We start from the raw sequence: 14,568 nt of genomic DNA on the forward strand, positions 1-14,568 counted from the left end.
TGAGGGTGAGACGCTACCACAAGGGGGCAACATCATCAGGCCAGCACCGTTCAGGGGGAGCAAATCCCCCAGCGAGGTCAGACCTGCGGCAGGGCCTTGAGCTCGCGCAGGCGCTTCAAGAGGGCGCCCCGCTCGCGGAAGAAGTGCTGGTGGGTGCGCCAGGTGGCAACGCCATTGCGGTGGGCCGAGAGGCACTCGGTGACATGGCCGATGTCATGAATCGCGGGCCTGCCGCGCCCGCTGAAGCTGAGCAGCAGGTCCTCGCCGTTGGCCGTGTTCGCCACGTCGATGCCCAACAGGCTCGCGAGCCGGTACAGCTCCTCCAGGTGCTCGCGGGTGAAGAGATAGATGCCGCTGAGCCCGTCGACCCGCCGCTCGCCCCGCAGGCCCAGGCGCCAGCTGGCGCGCCCCTGTCCTCCGTCATGCGTCTCCCCCTTGAAGCCATGGGGAATGCTCGGGTCGGCGAGCAGCTGCGAGAAGAGCCGGCGGAGCTGCTCGGGCGTGAGGAAGATGTCGTCGTCGATGCTGGCGAGATACTCGTCCTTCAGGTCCCGGACGAGCTCGAACCGGATGCCCGCGGGACGGCGGCCGGGCTGGTCCACCAGCTGCAGCCGCTCATCCTTCACCCGGACCCACTCCGCGATGCGATAGTCGGGGTTGTTGTTGGAGACGATGATGCGGCCGACGAAGTCCGCGCGGAGCAGGCTGCGCACGAGCGGCTCCATGTTGCGCACGCGCCGATAGCTCAACAGGACGACGGTGAGCCGCTGCGGGCCTTCGGCGGGAACGGAAGGCCCGGAGGCCGCCTGGGAACGCCAGGCGGTGAAGTCCCGCAGGTAGCGCCAGCGCCCCGGGAACAACGAGCTGTATTCACGCACGTGGACCAGGGATGAAACGAGTTCGTTCCAGGGAGGATTGAGCATGGCCGTCAGTGGGTCGCGTGAGGTGCGGGCTCGCGCGCGGAGCGAACGGAGACTTCGAGCATGCCCACCTGCGTCCAGAACAGGAGCGAGATGGGGACGATGAGCAGCGTGTAGTCGGTCAAAGAGTGCAGGAGCGCGCAGGCAATGGCCAGCAGCAGCGCGGCGTTGAGGGGCGTCAGCGCGCCCTGGCCGCGGACAGCCCCCACCAGCTGCTTGCCGAGCGGCCAGAACAGCAGGGCGAAGCCAATCAGTCCCAGCTCGGCGACGACCTGCAGATACATGTTGTGTGCATGCTCGTGCTGGGTCCGCCAGGCAATCCCCTCGGGATAGAAGCTGCCGAGGAAGGCATGGAACCGGCCCAGCCCGACCCCCAGGAAGGGGCTGGTGCGCACCATGTTGCTCGCGGACAGGAACAGGTAGTACCGCCCATCCGACAGCTCGTTGAGCCGCGAGGCCGGCAGGGTGGCCCACATCCAGCAGACCCACCCGGCCCCCACCACCAACAGCGCCAGCGCGCCCAGGGCCAGGCGCCGGCGCAGGGGGGCGGACTTCACGGCCAGCAGCCCGATGGCGGGAAGCGCCACCGCCACCGCGAGCCCCGCCCCCTGGGAGCGGGTGAGGAAGAGCAGGAGCACCCCGGCCGCTCCCGCCACGATGGCCAGCACCCGGAGCTTCCCGTTCTGCGAGCGCAGCGCCGTCCAGGCGGCGATGGGCAGGGTCAGCAGCAGGTACGTCCCGAGCTCGTTCGGCCCCAGGAACAGGGAGATGGCGCGGTTGACCCCGAGGAACCGGGGCGCGGTGTTGTACCGGAAGTACACGAAGTAGCCCGCCGCCACGACGATGGCGAAGGAGCCCAGCAACACGCGGCAGAGCGTGTCCACATCCCTGCGCTCGAGCCGGGTGCGGACGAACATATACAGCATGAAGGATTCGACGAAGGTGAAGAACACCCGGAGGGGATACAACGGCGTGAGGGGCCCTTCCTTGAAGAGGATGCGCAGGAGGCTGACCTTCGGGAGGACCTCCGTCTGGCTGAGCCCCACGGCACACGTCAGGAGGGTCGCCCCCAGGGCGAAGGCCAGGAAGGGCAGCCACGGCAAGTCCTCCCTGGAGATGCTCCGGAACGCCGTCCGCTGCCGGGCGTCACTCACGAACCAGGACACGAAGAACGCGAGCAGCGGAACCTCGAGCATGGGCGCCGCGGTGTGCAGGCTGCGCGACATGCCGATCAGATACACCTGCCCCAGGGGCAGGATGAAGGCCACGCCGAAGAAGGCGGCCTTGATGCCCCAGCGGGAGGAGATGCCGAGCATCACCGCCACGGCCGCGAGCACCCAGACGCCCCACCCATGACTGGCGCAGTCCGCCAGCACGGCCAGGGACGCCGCGGCAAGGCAGGGCAGCACGAGCCGGGTGGGCCAGGACTGCAGGGGCTCCGGCCGGGCACTGCCGACGGGAAGGGAGACCGAGGGCGACGGACTGGGTGGCTGGTTCACTGGAGGGACACGGGCTGGCGGCGGGTGGTTGGTGCGTTCTCGGTGCGGCAACGGGCCACACGACTCGCGATGGATGTCTCAGGCCAGGCCAGACATGAGTCTAGCCAGAAAAAGAATTAGGTGTAAAACCAGCTTCTCCTACCCCGGCTCGGGCCTTATGGCGCCCAGGGGTGGCACGCGGTCCCCTCGAAGGCGGCCGTGTTAACTTCCGCGGCGCTCCTCTTCACGTCACGAGCCGCCTGCCATTCGCGAGGGCAGCGCGGAGCGTCTTCCCATCTGGATGAGCGAGGTCTGGTCGATGAGCGGAACACGTGTCCTGGCGGGCCTTGCCTGCGGCCTCTTGCTGCTGGGCGCCTGCACGAGCGCGACCTCGAAGTCGGTGGCACCCCGGCGCGAGCCTGTCGACGAGGAGATGGTCTCCACCCTCCTGGTCTCCATCGACGGCTTTCGCGCCGACTACCTCGACCGCGGTGTCACCCCCCACCTGGCGGCGCTCGTCGCCGCGGGTGCGCACGCGAAGGTGATGCGCCCCAGCTTTCCCTCGCTCACCTTCCCGAACCACTACACGCTGGTGACGGGCCTGCGCCCCGACCAGCACGGCATGGTCGAGAACACGATGGAGGACCCGCTGATACCCGGCGTGACATTCCGCCCGTCGAATGATGAGGCCGTCGCCGACAGGCGCTGGTGGGACGATGCCGAGCCGCTCTGGGTGACCGCCGAGCGCGCTGGCGTCCGCACCGCCACCATGTTCTGGCCGGGCTCCGAGGCGCAAATCCGCGGCGTGCAGCCGAGCGACTGGGAGCCCTTCGATGTCTCGGTGACGAACGAGGCCCGCGTCGACAAGGTGCTGGCCTGGCTGGCCAGGCCCGCGAGCCTTCGCCCGCGCTTCCTGACGCTCTATTTCGCCGACGTCGACCATGCCGGCCATGAGTTCGGGCCGGACCATCCGCGCACGACCGAGGCGGTGGGCCTCGCCGATGCGGCCATCGGCCGGCTGGTCGCGGGGCTCAAGGCGGCGGGCATCGAGCATCGCGTCAACCTCGTCATCGTCTCGGACCACGGCATGGCGGAGGTCAACACGAAGCGCCTGGTGAAGCTCGACACCCTCGTGGACCCGTCCACCTTCGAGCTCCTCAGTGCGGGGCCGCTCGTCTACCTCCGGCCGCGGAAGGGGCGCGAGGCGGAGCTGGCCCAGGCGCTCCTCCAGCCCCACCCGCACATGACCTGCTGGCGCAAGGAGGAAATCCCGGAGCGGTTCGGCTACGGGAAGCACCGGCGAATCACCCCCTTCGTGTGCCTGGCCGAGACGAGCTGGTTCGTGATTTCGGGCCGCAGGCGCGGCCTTCCGAGCGGGGCGCATGGCTATGACAACATGTCGCCCGAGATGGCGGCGCTGTTCATCGCGAAAGGCCCCGCCTTCAAGGCCGGAGCCGTCATCGACGAGCTGAGCAACCGTGACGTCTACCCGCTCCTGGCGCGGCTCATCGGCGTGACGCCGCTGCCGAACGAAGGCACGCCAGCGACCTTCGAGCCGCTGCTGCGCTGAAGACAGACATGGCCTTCCCTTCGAACCCCGCCACCGGGTGCGCCAGCAGGCCGCTCCCGCCGTTCTAGGCAACGCGCATGCTCCTGCCACTCGTCACACACCTGGTCGCGGCGGCACTGCCCTTCGTTGCATTGTCCTTCTGGAAGAAGGTCCAGAAGCGTCGCGCGCATCGCCAATGGCATGCGGAGTTCTGGAACAAGCAGGGACTGCAAGGGCTGACGGCCTCGGGACTGCTCGCGAGCGACGGGATTCCCCCTCCCCTGCGAGTCTATGAGGAGCGTGGGCGGATGGACCGGGCGCTCCAGGTGATTGCCCTTGCGCGGGAGCATGGGGCCCTGGAGCTGCTCGACAAGAATCCCGGGGCGACGGCCGACGACGTCGCGGAGCGGATGGGCTTCTCCCCGCGACAGGTGAGAGCCACCGTGGAGGTCCTGCTCGCGGCGGAGGTCATCGCGCCGCACGGGGCCGGCTATGCCCTGACGCCAGCGGCCCGGCTGTACCTGCTGCCGGGCACGCCCTTCACCGTGGGGCTTCCCCGCCCGATGCTGAGCCAGAGACGGCTGAAGGTGCTTCGCAGCGGTGTGGTCCGCGGGCTCGTGGCGAAGTGGGCGAGCGGCCGGGCCCAGGACGCGCGCGAGTTCAGCATCCACATGCACAAGGCCTCGTTTCCGCTGGGCTTCGCCCTGCACTCGACGGGGCTTCTGCGCGGCGCCAGCACGGTGATGGACGTGGCGGGCGGCGCGGGCTCGGTGTGCATCGGGCTGGCGCTCAAGAATCCGTCCATGCAGCTGACGCTGCTGGACCTTCCCGGAACGGTGCCGACCGCCCAGGAGATGACGGCCCGCTATGGCGTGAGCGAGCGCATCCGCTGCATCGGGATGGACATGTTCGCCTCGGAGTGGCCGGGCGGCTTCGACGCCATCGTGTTCACCAACATCTTCCACGACTGGTCGGATGAGCAATGCCGGCTGCTGGCGCGCAAGGCGTTCCAGTCCCTGCGCCCCGGCGGCCAGCTCATCCTCCAGGAGGCCCTGCTCCACGAGGACCGGCCAGGGCCGCTCTGGACGGCCCTGGTCTCGCTGAACATGGCGATGGAGATGCAGGGCCGCCAGTTCCGGGGCAGCGACCTGACGGCCCTGCTGGGTGCCGAGGGCTTCACCCAGGCGCGGGTGCAGCCGCTGTGGGGCCACTACTCGGTCGTCGTGGCGACACGTCCGGGCTGAGGGAGAAGCGCGGCGAGTGGAGCCCCCTCCCACGGCGTGGCCACCACCTGCTCCGGGAGGCCGAGGCGGATGGCCAGGGGCCGGCAGCCCCCGTCGGGCACGGTGGGCGGGGCCCAGGCGCCGAGCGCGTGGTAGAGCCGGCCCTCGCGCCGCTCCAGGTAGAGAATCAGGTTGAGCGGCCAGCCCGAGCCATGGAACAGGTGCCGGTCCATGGGCGTGGGCTCCTGGCTCACCCGCATGCCGCGCTCGTGGGGCGGGCCGATGTGGTGCCAGTCCGGGTGCAGGTGGATGGAGCCGAGCACCTCCAGCCCCTCCGCCTCCGCCTCGGTGGTGATGCGCAGCATCTCCCGGGGCTCGCACCAGAAGCCCCGCCGCCCGTTGGCGTAGCAGGCGCCAAAGCGGGGGATGATGGTGGCGTCGAACTCCTGGAGCACGGTGTCGTCCGTCTCGCGGATGTTGGCGGCGAAGCGGACGCGCTCCACCCGCATCGCGTCACCGACGAAGCGCCCCAGCAGGACGGCCCAGCTCCGGGGCGGCAGCTCCGGGGTGCACGTCGTGTACTCGCGGAGGCAGTCCGCGAGGAAGCCCGACAGCACGGCCGGGTCCAGCAGCACGGCGTCCGGGCTCATGACTCCCCCTCCGCCGTGGGCGTGCGCAGGCGCCCCGCGGCGCGGTCCTGGTGGAGCTGGGTGATGAGGTGGCGGGCCACGCGCTCCTCGAAGGCCGCGGTGGAGTCCGGCGTCCAGGTGTAGAAGCCCTGTCCCGTCTTCAGGCCCAGCTCGCCGCGCTCCACCTTCTGGGAGAGCACCGGAGGCACCGGGCGGCCGGAGCCCTTGAGGATGGCGGTGACGAGGTCCAGCCCCGCGAGGTCCAGCCGGTCGAAGACGCCGGAGACCCCCAGGCGCCGCCCGAGCCCCTGGGTGAGCACGCGGTCCACCATCTCCGGCGTGGCCACGCCCTCCTGCACCAGCCGGATGGCCTCGCCGATGAGCGCCTGTTGCAGGCGCGGGCCCACCGAGCCCGGCACGTCCCTGGCGAACACCACGGGCGCCTTGCCCAGCTCCTCGAGGAAGCGCCGCGTGGTCTCCACGGCCTCGGGCGAGGTCTTCTCGCCGGGGATGACGTCCACGAGCGGGATGAGGTGCGCCGGCAGGTAGTAGTGCGCGGAGAGGACGCGCTCGGGGCGCGTGCAGTCGCGGGCAATGGCCGTCACGCTGAGCGCCGTGGTGTTGGAGGCCAGGAGGGTGTCCGGTGCCGCGAGCCGGTCCAGCTCCCGGAAGACCTCCTGCTTGAGCGCGAGGTCCTCGGGGACGGACTCGATGACCAGGTCCTGGTCCGCGACGGCCTCGGCGAGCACCGTGGTGCGCCGGATGCGCGCGAGCGCCGCGGAGGCGCGCTCCGGGGAGAGCAGCCCCGTCTCCACCAGCAGGGCCGCGTCCCGCTCCAGCTTCACCCGCGCCCGCTCACTGCTTTCGGAGCGCGTGTTGTACAGCACCACCTGCCGGCCGGCGGTGGCGAGCTCGAGTGCGATGCCGCACCCCATCGCTCCACCACCGACGACGCCAATCCGCATCAGCCGCTTGGGTGTCATGCGGCGCAGAGTGGTCGCCCCCGCGCTCCGGAGCAATGACTTGATGCGTGCGGCGAACCGGGAGGCAGGCCCTCCCCGAGCCGCTCGCTTCGCGTTGGCGCACGGAGTCAAGACGCCGGGAGCGGCGTCGAGCCTCCAGCGCTACACCGCCCCCGCCGCCGCCCTGCCCGCCGCGCGGCCGGAGAAGATGCACCCGCCCAGGAAGGTGCCCTCCAGCGCCCGGTAGCCATGCACTCCGCCGCCGCCGAACCCCGCCACCTCGCCGGCGGCGTAGAGGCCGGGGATGAGCTGCCCGTTCGTCCCGAACACCCGGCCCGACAGGTCCGTCTCGAACCCGCCCAGCGTCTTGCGCGTCAGGAGGTTCAGCTTCACGCCGATGAGCGGCCCCGCCTCCGGGTCGAGAATGCGATGGAGCTTCGCGGTGCGCACCAGCTGGTCCCCCCGGTACGAGCGCGCCTGGCGGATGGCCGCGAGCTGGAGGTCCTTCCCGAAGGGATTGTCCAGCTGCCTGTCGCGCGCCAGCACCTCGCGCTCCACCGTCGCGTAGTCCAGCAGCGGCGTCTCCGTCTTCGTGTTCATCCCGTCCACCAGCGCCCGGAGGTCCTTCGCCACGACGAAGTCCACCCCGTGAGACTTGAACGCCTCCACCGGCCCCATCGCCTTCTTGCCCACCGCGCGGTTGAGCACCCCGCGCCAGTCCTTGTTCGTCAGGTCCGGGTTCTGCTCGGAGCCCGAGAGCGCGAACTCCTTCTTGATGATTCGCTGGTTCAGCACGAACCACGAGTGCTCGTGTCCCGTCTTCAGGATGTGCTCGAGCGTCCCCAGCGTGTCGAAGCCCGGGAACAGCGGAGGCGGCAGCCGCTTGCCCGTCGCATCCAGCCACAGCGAGCTGGGCCCGGGGAGGATGCGGATGCCGTGCCGCGGCCAGATGGGACTCCAGTTCCGCAGCCCCTCCGTGTAGTGCCACATCCTGTCCCGGTTGATGAGCCGGGCTCCCGCCGCCTCGGTGATGGCAATCATCCGCCCGTCCACGTGGTCGGGAACCCCCTGGACCATGAACTTCGGCGCCGGGCCCAATCTCGCGGGCCAGCTCTTGCGCACCAGCTCCGGATTGCCGCCGATGCCTCCCGACGTGACGACGACCGCCGAGGCGCGCAGCTCGAACTCGCCCACCGTCTCCCGCGGGCTGCTCACGCCGCGCGGCACGTCCGAGGGGACGAGCCGCATTCCCCGCACGCCCACCACCGCGCCCGCCTGGACGAGCAGCTCATCCACCCGGTGCCGGAACATGAACGTGAGCGTCCCCTTCTCGCGCGCCGCCTGTGCCCGCCGCACGAAGGGCGCGAGCACTCCCGGCCCGGTGCCCCACGTCACGTGGAAGCGGGGCACCGAGTTGCCGTGGCCCACCGCACCGTAGCCGCCCCGCTCGGCCCAGCCCACCACGGGGAACCAGCGCATCCCCAGCTGGCGGAGCCAGGGCCGCATCTCGCCCGCGGCGAACCCGACGAAGGCCTCCGCCCACTTCCGCGGCCAGTGGTCCTCCTCGCGGTCGAAGCCCGCGGTGCCCATCCAGTCCTCCAGCGCGAGCGCATGCGAGTCATGGATGCCCATGCGCCGCTGCTCGGGCGAGTCCACCAGGAACAGCCCGCCGAAGGACCAGAAGGCCTGTCCCCCCAGGCTCTGCTCACCCTCCTGGTCCAGCACCGTGACGCGCTTGCCCGCGTCCACGAGCTCCGTCGCGGCGACGAGCCCCGCCAGCCCACCACCCACGACGATGACGTCCGCTTCCTGTCCCATCGGCGCGCCTCCAGAGGTCCCCACCAGGGGGAGGCTGGACTATAGGGGAACACTCCGGGACAGCGGAGAACGTCAGCACCCGCCCGAGGGCCCTCCCCGGGGAGGGCCCGGGCTCAGGGGGCCGCGGGGCCGGAGGGGGCACGGATATCCGCTCCCAGTCCCCAGCCGAGCAGGGCCGCATCCTGGCCCCAGGGCGCAACCAGCTGGACGCCCACCGACAGCGCGCCGAGCGGACGCGGGAGGCACAGCGTCGGCGCGCCCAGCAGGCTCCACGGCGCGGTGATGCGCAGCACCGCGCGCCGCACCGGAAGCACGCCTTCCACGACGCGGACCTCTTCCTGGTCGAACCGCGGCGCCACGTCCGGCACCGCGGGGCCGAGCAGGACGTCCACCTCACGGAACAGCGCCTCCAGGCGCGCGCGGTGCGCCTCCCGCCTGGCGCGCGCGGCGGCCACGTCCGCTTCGCTCAGCGCCGCGCCCACGCGCAGGTTCGCTTCCGTGGCGGCGATGAAGCCCGGCGCTTCGCTCGCCAGGGCCCGCGCATGCACGGCCGCCGCCTCGCTCAGCACGATGGGGGTGTACGCATCCATGGCGTCGGGGAAGGACACGCGGGTGACGCGTGCCCCCAGCGCCGCCAGGCTCGCCGCTTCCGCCTCCACCACGGCCCAGACCTCCGGGGTGACCCAGGCGGAGACGTCCCACACACCCACGCGCACGCCGGCCCATGCCCGCGGAGCCACGGCCTCGCCCGACAAGGCGCTGTGGACGCGAACCACCCCGGGCACGTCCCGCGCGAGCGGGCCCGTGTGGTCGCAGGTGTCGCTCAGCGGCAGCACGCCCTCGGTGGGCCAGGCGGCGCTGCCCTTCGTGGGCTTGAAGCCCACCACGCCGCACCACGCCGCCGGCACGCGGATGCTGCCACCCGTGTCCGTGCCGAGCGCGAAGTCCACCTCCCCCGTCGCGACGCTCACGGCCGCGCCGCCGCTGGAGCCCCCCGCCACCCGCGTGAGGTCCAGCGGGTTGCGCGTCCCGCCGAAGGCATTGGCGCCGGTGATGCCGAGCGCCACCTCGTGCAGGTGCGTCTTGCCGAGCAGCGTCGCCCCGAGCCCCAGGAGGCGCGCCACGAGCGGACTGTCGCCCACTTCGGGAAGCACGGCCCGTGAGCTGCCCCGGAGCGGCCAGCCCGGCACTCCGTACAGGTCCTTCGCGCTGAACGTCAGGCCCGCAAGCGGTCCACCCGCCGCGCCCCGGAGGGGAGCATCCGGGCGGTACGCCCATGCCCCGTGAGGATCCATCGTCATGCCCGGAGTGTACCGGACGCGGTGGGAAAGGCCGCGCCCCGAAGTCACGCGCCCCCGGGGCTCGACGACGTCTTGCAACGGAGCGCGTCCTCGCTGAGCATCGCTTCCGTGTCTCCGCGCCCCTCCACGTCGTCCCGCTGCTCGTGCACCTTCCGGTTGGGACGGCATTGAGCGCGGGCACCGGCTCTCCACCGCCTCGCGTCCTGGCCGACGTCTTCGCACGCACGCGCATCCATGATGGGGCGCTCGTGCTCGGCGCCGCGCTGTTCACCGCGTTGCTCGCGCAGGTGGCCATCACGGTGCCGGGCTCGCCGGTGCCCATCACGGGACAGACGCTCGCGGTCGTCCTCACGGCCGCCGCGCTCGGGCCCGCGCGGGGCATGGCCGGACAGCTCGCCTACGTCCTGCTCGGGGCGGTGGGACTGCCGTTCTACGCCAAGGGGGCCAGCGGCTGGGCCCAGCTGTTCGGGCCGACGGGCGGCTACCTGGTGGGCTTCCTCCCCGTGGCCTTCCTCCTGGGGCTCGCGGCACGGCGCGGCTTCGACAGGTCGCCATGGAAGGCCGTCCCGCTCTTCCTCGCGGGACAGCTCGTCATCCTGGCCATTGGCGTGCTCTGGCTCTGCGTGGCGGCCTCTCTCGATTTCTCCACGGCCCTCCACAAGGGCTTCCTGCCCTTCCTCCCCGGTGGGCTGCTCAAGGCGGCCCTCGCCGGCCTGGGGATGCCCCTCGCCTGGAGGCTCGTACGGCTTCGCGAGCCATGAAGGTGCGCCTGCCCCCGTCCGGATGCGGACGAGAGCGGGCCGCGCACCTTCGGGCGTTCACTTACCGCAGACCCGGTTCGCCTCGTTCGCGCAGCCGTTGGTGTCCCGGCAGCTGGTGCAGCGCAGCTTCGTGTTGTTGTGTTTGTAGTAGCAGCTGACGGGCTCGGAGCGGGCGTCACGAACCTCGCAGAACACGATGGTTCCAGTGGAGCAGAGCGGCTCCGCGACGGGCTCGCCGCAGCAGCCCTCGCCGTCGAAGTTGGGCCGCAGCTCCGTGGTGCACTCCATGCCAGTCGGCGAGTCCGTCCCCTCGTCTCCAAGGTCCGTGCCGGAACACGCGGTGAGGGTGAGGGCCAGGAGCCATCGCCACGGTCTGGAAGTCATTCGTTGAGCCTGTCTGGGAAGATGGGTGGGGAGACGATGCCTGTGGAAGTGTTGGGGATGGCGACGCACAGAGCAAGCCGGCCTCTACCGCGATTACCACGAGACACGCTGAACTTCGGCACCAGGCGCCCATGACGAGAAGTTCGTCACGGCGCGGCAGGTGCGGCTGGCGACGTCACGCCTCCGTGAGGCCAAACAGCCGGGCCGCGGCCTCGGAGAGTGCCTGGCCCTCCGCTCCATGGGCTTCTGCCCGCAGGCAGGCGGTGGGGGCGTGCAGCAGCTTGTTGACGATGGCACGCGCCAGGGCCTCCACGCTCTGACGCTGCCCGCCCGTGAGCCCCGGCCCCAGGGTCGCCAGGGTCCGTTCCACCTCCACCCTGGCGATACGCCCCGCGCGGCGCCGCAGCTCCACCAGCGTCCTCGTGCCCTCCCGCTCGGCCTCGTCCCGCACGAAGCGCTCCACGTCCCGTCGTGCGAGCACGCCCGCCTCGCGGGCCGCCTCCGCGCGCGTTGCCACGCTCCGGGCGACGAACCGCTGCAGGTCGTCCACGTCGTAGGCCGACACCCACTCCAGCTCGGACACGTCCCGGGCGATGTCCCTGGGCACGGCCAGGTCCACCAGCAGCAGCGGGCGGAACCGGCGCGCCGGGCCCACCGCGCCCACGCCCTGCCGCGTGAGCAGTGGCACGGGTGAGCTCGTCGAGCACACCACCACGTCGGCTTCCTTCAGCAGCGCAGGCAGCGCCTCGAAGGGACGCGCCTCGCCGCCCACCTCGGAGGCCAGCAGCTCGGCGCGCGCGCGGGTGCGGTTGATGACGAGGAGCCGTCCCACCCGCGCCTGTCCCAGGTGCCGGGCCGCCAGCCGTCCCATCTCCCCCGCGCCCACCAGCAGCACCGTCTTGTCCGACAGCCCGCGCACCTCGCGGGACACCAGGGCCGCGGAGGCGGAGGCCATGGACGTGGGCGCCCGGCCGATGGCCGTCCGCGTGCGCACGCGCTTCGCGCACGAAAACGCCGCCGCGCACGCGCGCGCCAGCTTCCCGCGCGCCGCCCCCGCGCGCCTTGCCGCCTCGAACGACGCCTTCACCTGGCCCAGAATCTGCGACTCGCCCAGCACCAGCGAGTCCAGGCTGCAGGCCACGCGGAACAGGTGCTCCAGCGCCTCGGTGCCCTGGTACTCGTAGAGGTAGTCCCGCAGCTCGGGGCCGCCCATCCGCTCCAGTTCCTCAAGCACCCGCGCCCGCGCACCCGCCGGTGCCGCCGTGGCCACGTACACCTCCACCCGGTTGCACGTGGCCACCAGCATCGCCTCGTCGGGAGCCCGCCCCCACCGGCGCAGCAACTCCAGCCGCCGGGCCTCGCTCATCGCCAGCCGCTCGCGCACCGCCAGCGGCGCCGTCTGGTGGGACAGGCCCACGCACACCAGCGCCACGGCATCCGACTCGACGGGCCGGGGACACGGCACGGGAGCGCCCCGGGCCCGCCCCGGCCGCGTCGAGCGGAAACTCCAGCAGGGGGTGAGGCGGAGCGGGCCCCTGCCACGGGAGGGAAGGACGCTTCCATGACGTGGCGGCGGAGCGCCACGGGGAGTTCTCACGGTCATCGTCTGTCCTCTCGCTCGTGCATGTTCACGCAGGCAGGAAGGGGGGCGCGCTACGCCACCCCGGCGAACCTCAGCAGCTCGCCGATGCTGAACTCGCCTTCCTTCTTCCCCAGGAAGGGTTTCCAGAAGGGGTCTGCCCGCAGGAACGAGAGCCGGTCCCCCTCGAGCAGCCCGAGGAACACCTCCGCGACGATGCGGCCTCCCACCGAGCCCAGCCGCTTGCCCTCCTCGCGCCGCTCCGCCTCGCGCAGGATGTAGAACCACGGCGGGGTCGAGCGGTCGAGCTTCAGGTGCTTCACGTCCCCCAGGTCATCGGACGTCAGGGGCCGGATGCGCAGCGCGCGGGCCATGTCCTGACCCGAGGGCAGCCCGAAGGTCAGCCCCCGCAGCAGGTTGCGCTGCGCCAGGGACGCCGGGCTCGCGCCGGGCAATCCCGGAGGACCGAAGGGCAGCTCGAACAGGAGGGTCGACAGCTTCGTGTCGATGCGCTGGGCGATTTGCGGCAGGTTGGGCGCGGGGTCGACCCCCATGCGGAAGAAGAACTTCCAGTCCACGAACCGCCGAGCCGCGCGCTTGCCTCCGCGCAGGTCCTGCGGGTCCGGGTCCGACGGGTCGAGGTTGACGTTGAAGACGGGCGCCGCGAAGCCCGCGTTCACCAGATAGCCCGGCTTCACCATGCTGTGACCGAAGCGGTAGGCGGCCACCGCGAACTCCACGGGGATGAAGGGCTCATGCTTCCACCGGTAGCACCGGGTGTCGCAGTGTTCCTTCATCAGGTCCTTCACCAGCGACTCGCCCACGATGTGCGGGAGGAACTCGTTGAGGACGATCCACTGGTAGTGCCACCGGACGATGCGCTGGGCCTCCCCGAAGACCTCGCCGGGCGACACCCCGCCCTTCGCGATGACATGGTCGACGACGGCGTTGTGGAACTTCAGGAAGGCCAGGTGCAGCTGCGACACGATGAGGTTCTCGTCGTTGCGAGGGTCCCCGATGAGCGCCCGGAGCTGGCTGTTGCGCGGCAGGTCCTTCGGGGCCGCCGTGTCGATGAGGAACTTCCCGGGTTTGCTCGCGTCGTAGAGGTGCGGCGACGCCGAGGGGCCCGCGCCATACACGTTGTCCAGCTCCAGCAGGGGCGTGCGGAAGTTGGCGACGGCCTCGGGGTCGTTCTGCCGCTCCAGGCTGGACGTCGGGTCGAACGTGATGTCGTGGTCCACGAACTGTCCCAGGAAGGTGAAGCCCGCGGACAGCCGCGCGGGGTTCTCCGGGTTCCTGATCGGGTCCAGCGGGCCCGGTGGGTCCCCCGGGTCCATTACGCCTCCCTTCCTGCCCAGCTCCAGGAGCGCCTCCCGCGTCGGGTGCGTGTCCTGCGCGAAAGGGGCCAGCCCCGGGAAGAGCCTGCCGAACTGACCCCGGTTGTAGAACCGGGACCTGGGGGGATTGCTGCCACGGATTTCCATGCCGCCGTGATGCACCATCTTGACCTGCTCTCTGTGAGTCGGCGGGACGCTTCCCGCCGCACTCCGATGGAAGGTCCGTGGCGACAAAGTGACCCACGGGGACAGACGGCGCCTGCTCGGCCGTGCACCTGCGACCAGCCGAGCAGGCGGGTGCACCGAGCGCTGCCGGCATGCCGCCGCGGCGGGCCCGAGGTCCGCTCCCGCCCTAGAGCCGCGAAACATGTCTTGGCTCCAATTTTGGACAATTCCAGAAAGCGATATTGTCTCCATGCGCTTCATGGGGAGCGAGGACGACGCTCCTCCCCACATCCCCCTCATGGAGACCTTTTCAGTGAGCCCACGTGTCCGGTGGCTACCCGGCTTCGCTTCCATGCAAGCGAGTGATGCATGTCCTTCCGCCATGGCTGACGCGAAGCTGGCGGTACAGGACGCGCATCGGCCAGGGCCCGGACGGCGCGGCTCCAGGGAACGTTCCTAGTC

Annotated in this window: 12 protein-coding genes; 3 read left to right on the forward strand and 9 right to left on the reverse strand. The window is 71.0% G+C overall.

Annotated elements, in window-relative coordinates:
• Window positions 1–77 precede the first annotated feature (77 nt).
• Window positions 78–923: a glycosyltransferase family 2 protein gene (locus ACX9TP_RS39950; RefSeq protein WP_482975929.1), complete on the reverse strand. Its 846-nt coding sequence runs from the start codon at window positions 921–923 to the stop codon at window positions 78–80.
• A gap of 5 nt (window positions 924–928) precedes the next feature.
• On the reverse strand, window positions 929–2,329 hold the full coding sequence (locus tag ACX9TP_RS39955; protein ID WP_482975930.1) for an O-antigen ligase family protein: 1,401 nt from the start codon (window positions 2,327–2,329) through the stop codon (window positions 929–931).
• Window positions 2,330–2,717: 388 nt separating this feature from the next.
• Here ACX9TP_RS39955 and ACX9TP_RS39960 point away from each other — a divergent pair, with 388 nt between their 5' ends.
• Window positions 2,718–3,968, forward strand: a complete 1,251-nt coding sequence (locus ACX9TP_RS39960) for an alkaline phosphatase family protein (RefSeq protein WP_482975931.1) — start codon at window positions 2,718–2,720, stop codon at window positions 3,966–3,968.
• A 77-nt stretch (window positions 3,969–4,045) separates the two neighbouring features.
• Window positions 4,046–5,191 carry a methyltransferase gene (locus tag ACX9TP_RS39965; protein ID WP_482975932.1) on the forward strand — a complete coding sequence of 382 codons (1,146 nt, stop codon included), beginning with the start codon at window positions 4,046–4,048 and terminating at the stop codon, window positions 5,189–5,191.
• On the opposite strand, the gene ACX9TP_RS39970 is transcribed toward ACX9TP_RS39965, so the two are convergent.
• The 4 genes from ACX9TP_RS39970 to ACX9TP_RS39985 form a co-directional block, all read right to left on the reverse strand.
• Window positions 5,158–5,820 (reverse strand): MPN domain-containing protein, encoded by a 663-nt coding sequence (locus ACX9TP_RS39970; RefSeq protein WP_482975933.1) that lies wholly within the window; start codon window positions 5,818–5,820, stop codon window positions 5,158–5,160. The genes ACX9TP_RS39965 and ACX9TP_RS39970 overlap by 34 nt on opposite strands.
• On the reverse strand, window positions 5,817–6,782 hold the full coding sequence (locus ACX9TP_RS39975) for a 3-hydroxyacyl-CoA dehydrogenase family protein (protein WP_482975934.1): 966 nt from the start codon (window positions 6,780–6,782) through the stop codon (window positions 5,817–5,819). Before ACX9TP_RS39975 ends, ACX9TP_RS39970 begins: the two co-directional genes overlap by 4 nt.
• 141 nt (window positions 6,783–6,923) lie before the next feature.
• On the reverse strand, window positions 6,924–8,579 hold the full coding sequence (locus ACX9TP_RS39980; protein ID WP_482975935.1) for an FAD-binding dehydrogenase: 1,656 nt from the start codon (window positions 8,577–8,579) through the stop codon (window positions 6,924–6,926).
• A gap of 113 nt (window positions 8,580–8,692) precedes the next feature.
• On the reverse strand, window positions 8,693–9,880 hold the full coding sequence (locus tag ACX9TP_RS39985) for an amidase (RefSeq protein ID WP_482975936.1): 1,188 nt from the start codon (window positions 9,878–9,880) through the stop codon (window positions 8,693–8,695).
• A 167-nt stretch (window positions 9,881–10,047) separates the two neighbouring features.
• On the opposite strand from ACX9TP_RS39985, the gene ACX9TP_RS39990 reads away from it, so the two are divergent.
• A complete protein-coding gene (locus ACX9TP_RS39990) occupies window positions 10,048–10,641 on the forward strand; it encodes a biotin transporter BioY (protein ID WP_482975937.1) in 594 nt (197 codons plus the stop codon).
• 57 nt (window positions 10,642–10,698) lie between these two features.
• Here the strand turns inward: ACX9TP_RS39990 and ACX9TP_RS39995 are convergent, their stop codons facing one another.
• The 3 genes from ACX9TP_RS39995 to ACX9TP_RS40005 form a co-directional block, all read right to left on the reverse strand.
• Window positions 10,699–11,025, reverse strand: a complete 327-nt coding sequence (locus ACX9TP_RS39995) for a hypothetical protein (RefSeq protein WP_482975938.1) — start codon at window positions 11,023–11,025, stop codon at window positions 10,699–10,701.
• Window positions 11,026–11,200: 175 nt separating this feature from the next.
• Window positions 11,201–12,457, reverse strand: a complete 1,257-nt coding sequence (gene hemA / locus ACX9TP_RS40000) for a glutamyl-tRNA reductase (protein ID WP_482982292.1) — start codon at window positions 12,455–12,457, stop codon at window positions 11,201–11,203.
• A 221-nt stretch (window positions 12,458–12,678) separates the two neighbouring features.
• A complete protein-coding gene (locus ACX9TP_RS40005) occupies window positions 12,679–14,088 on the reverse strand; it encodes a peroxidase family protein (RefSeq protein ID WP_482975939.1) in 1,410 nt (469 codons plus the stop codon).
• Window positions 14,089–14,568 lie beyond the last annotated feature (480 nt).

The sequence above is a fragment of the Pyxidicoccus sp. M15 genome (genome assembly GCF_056858435.1).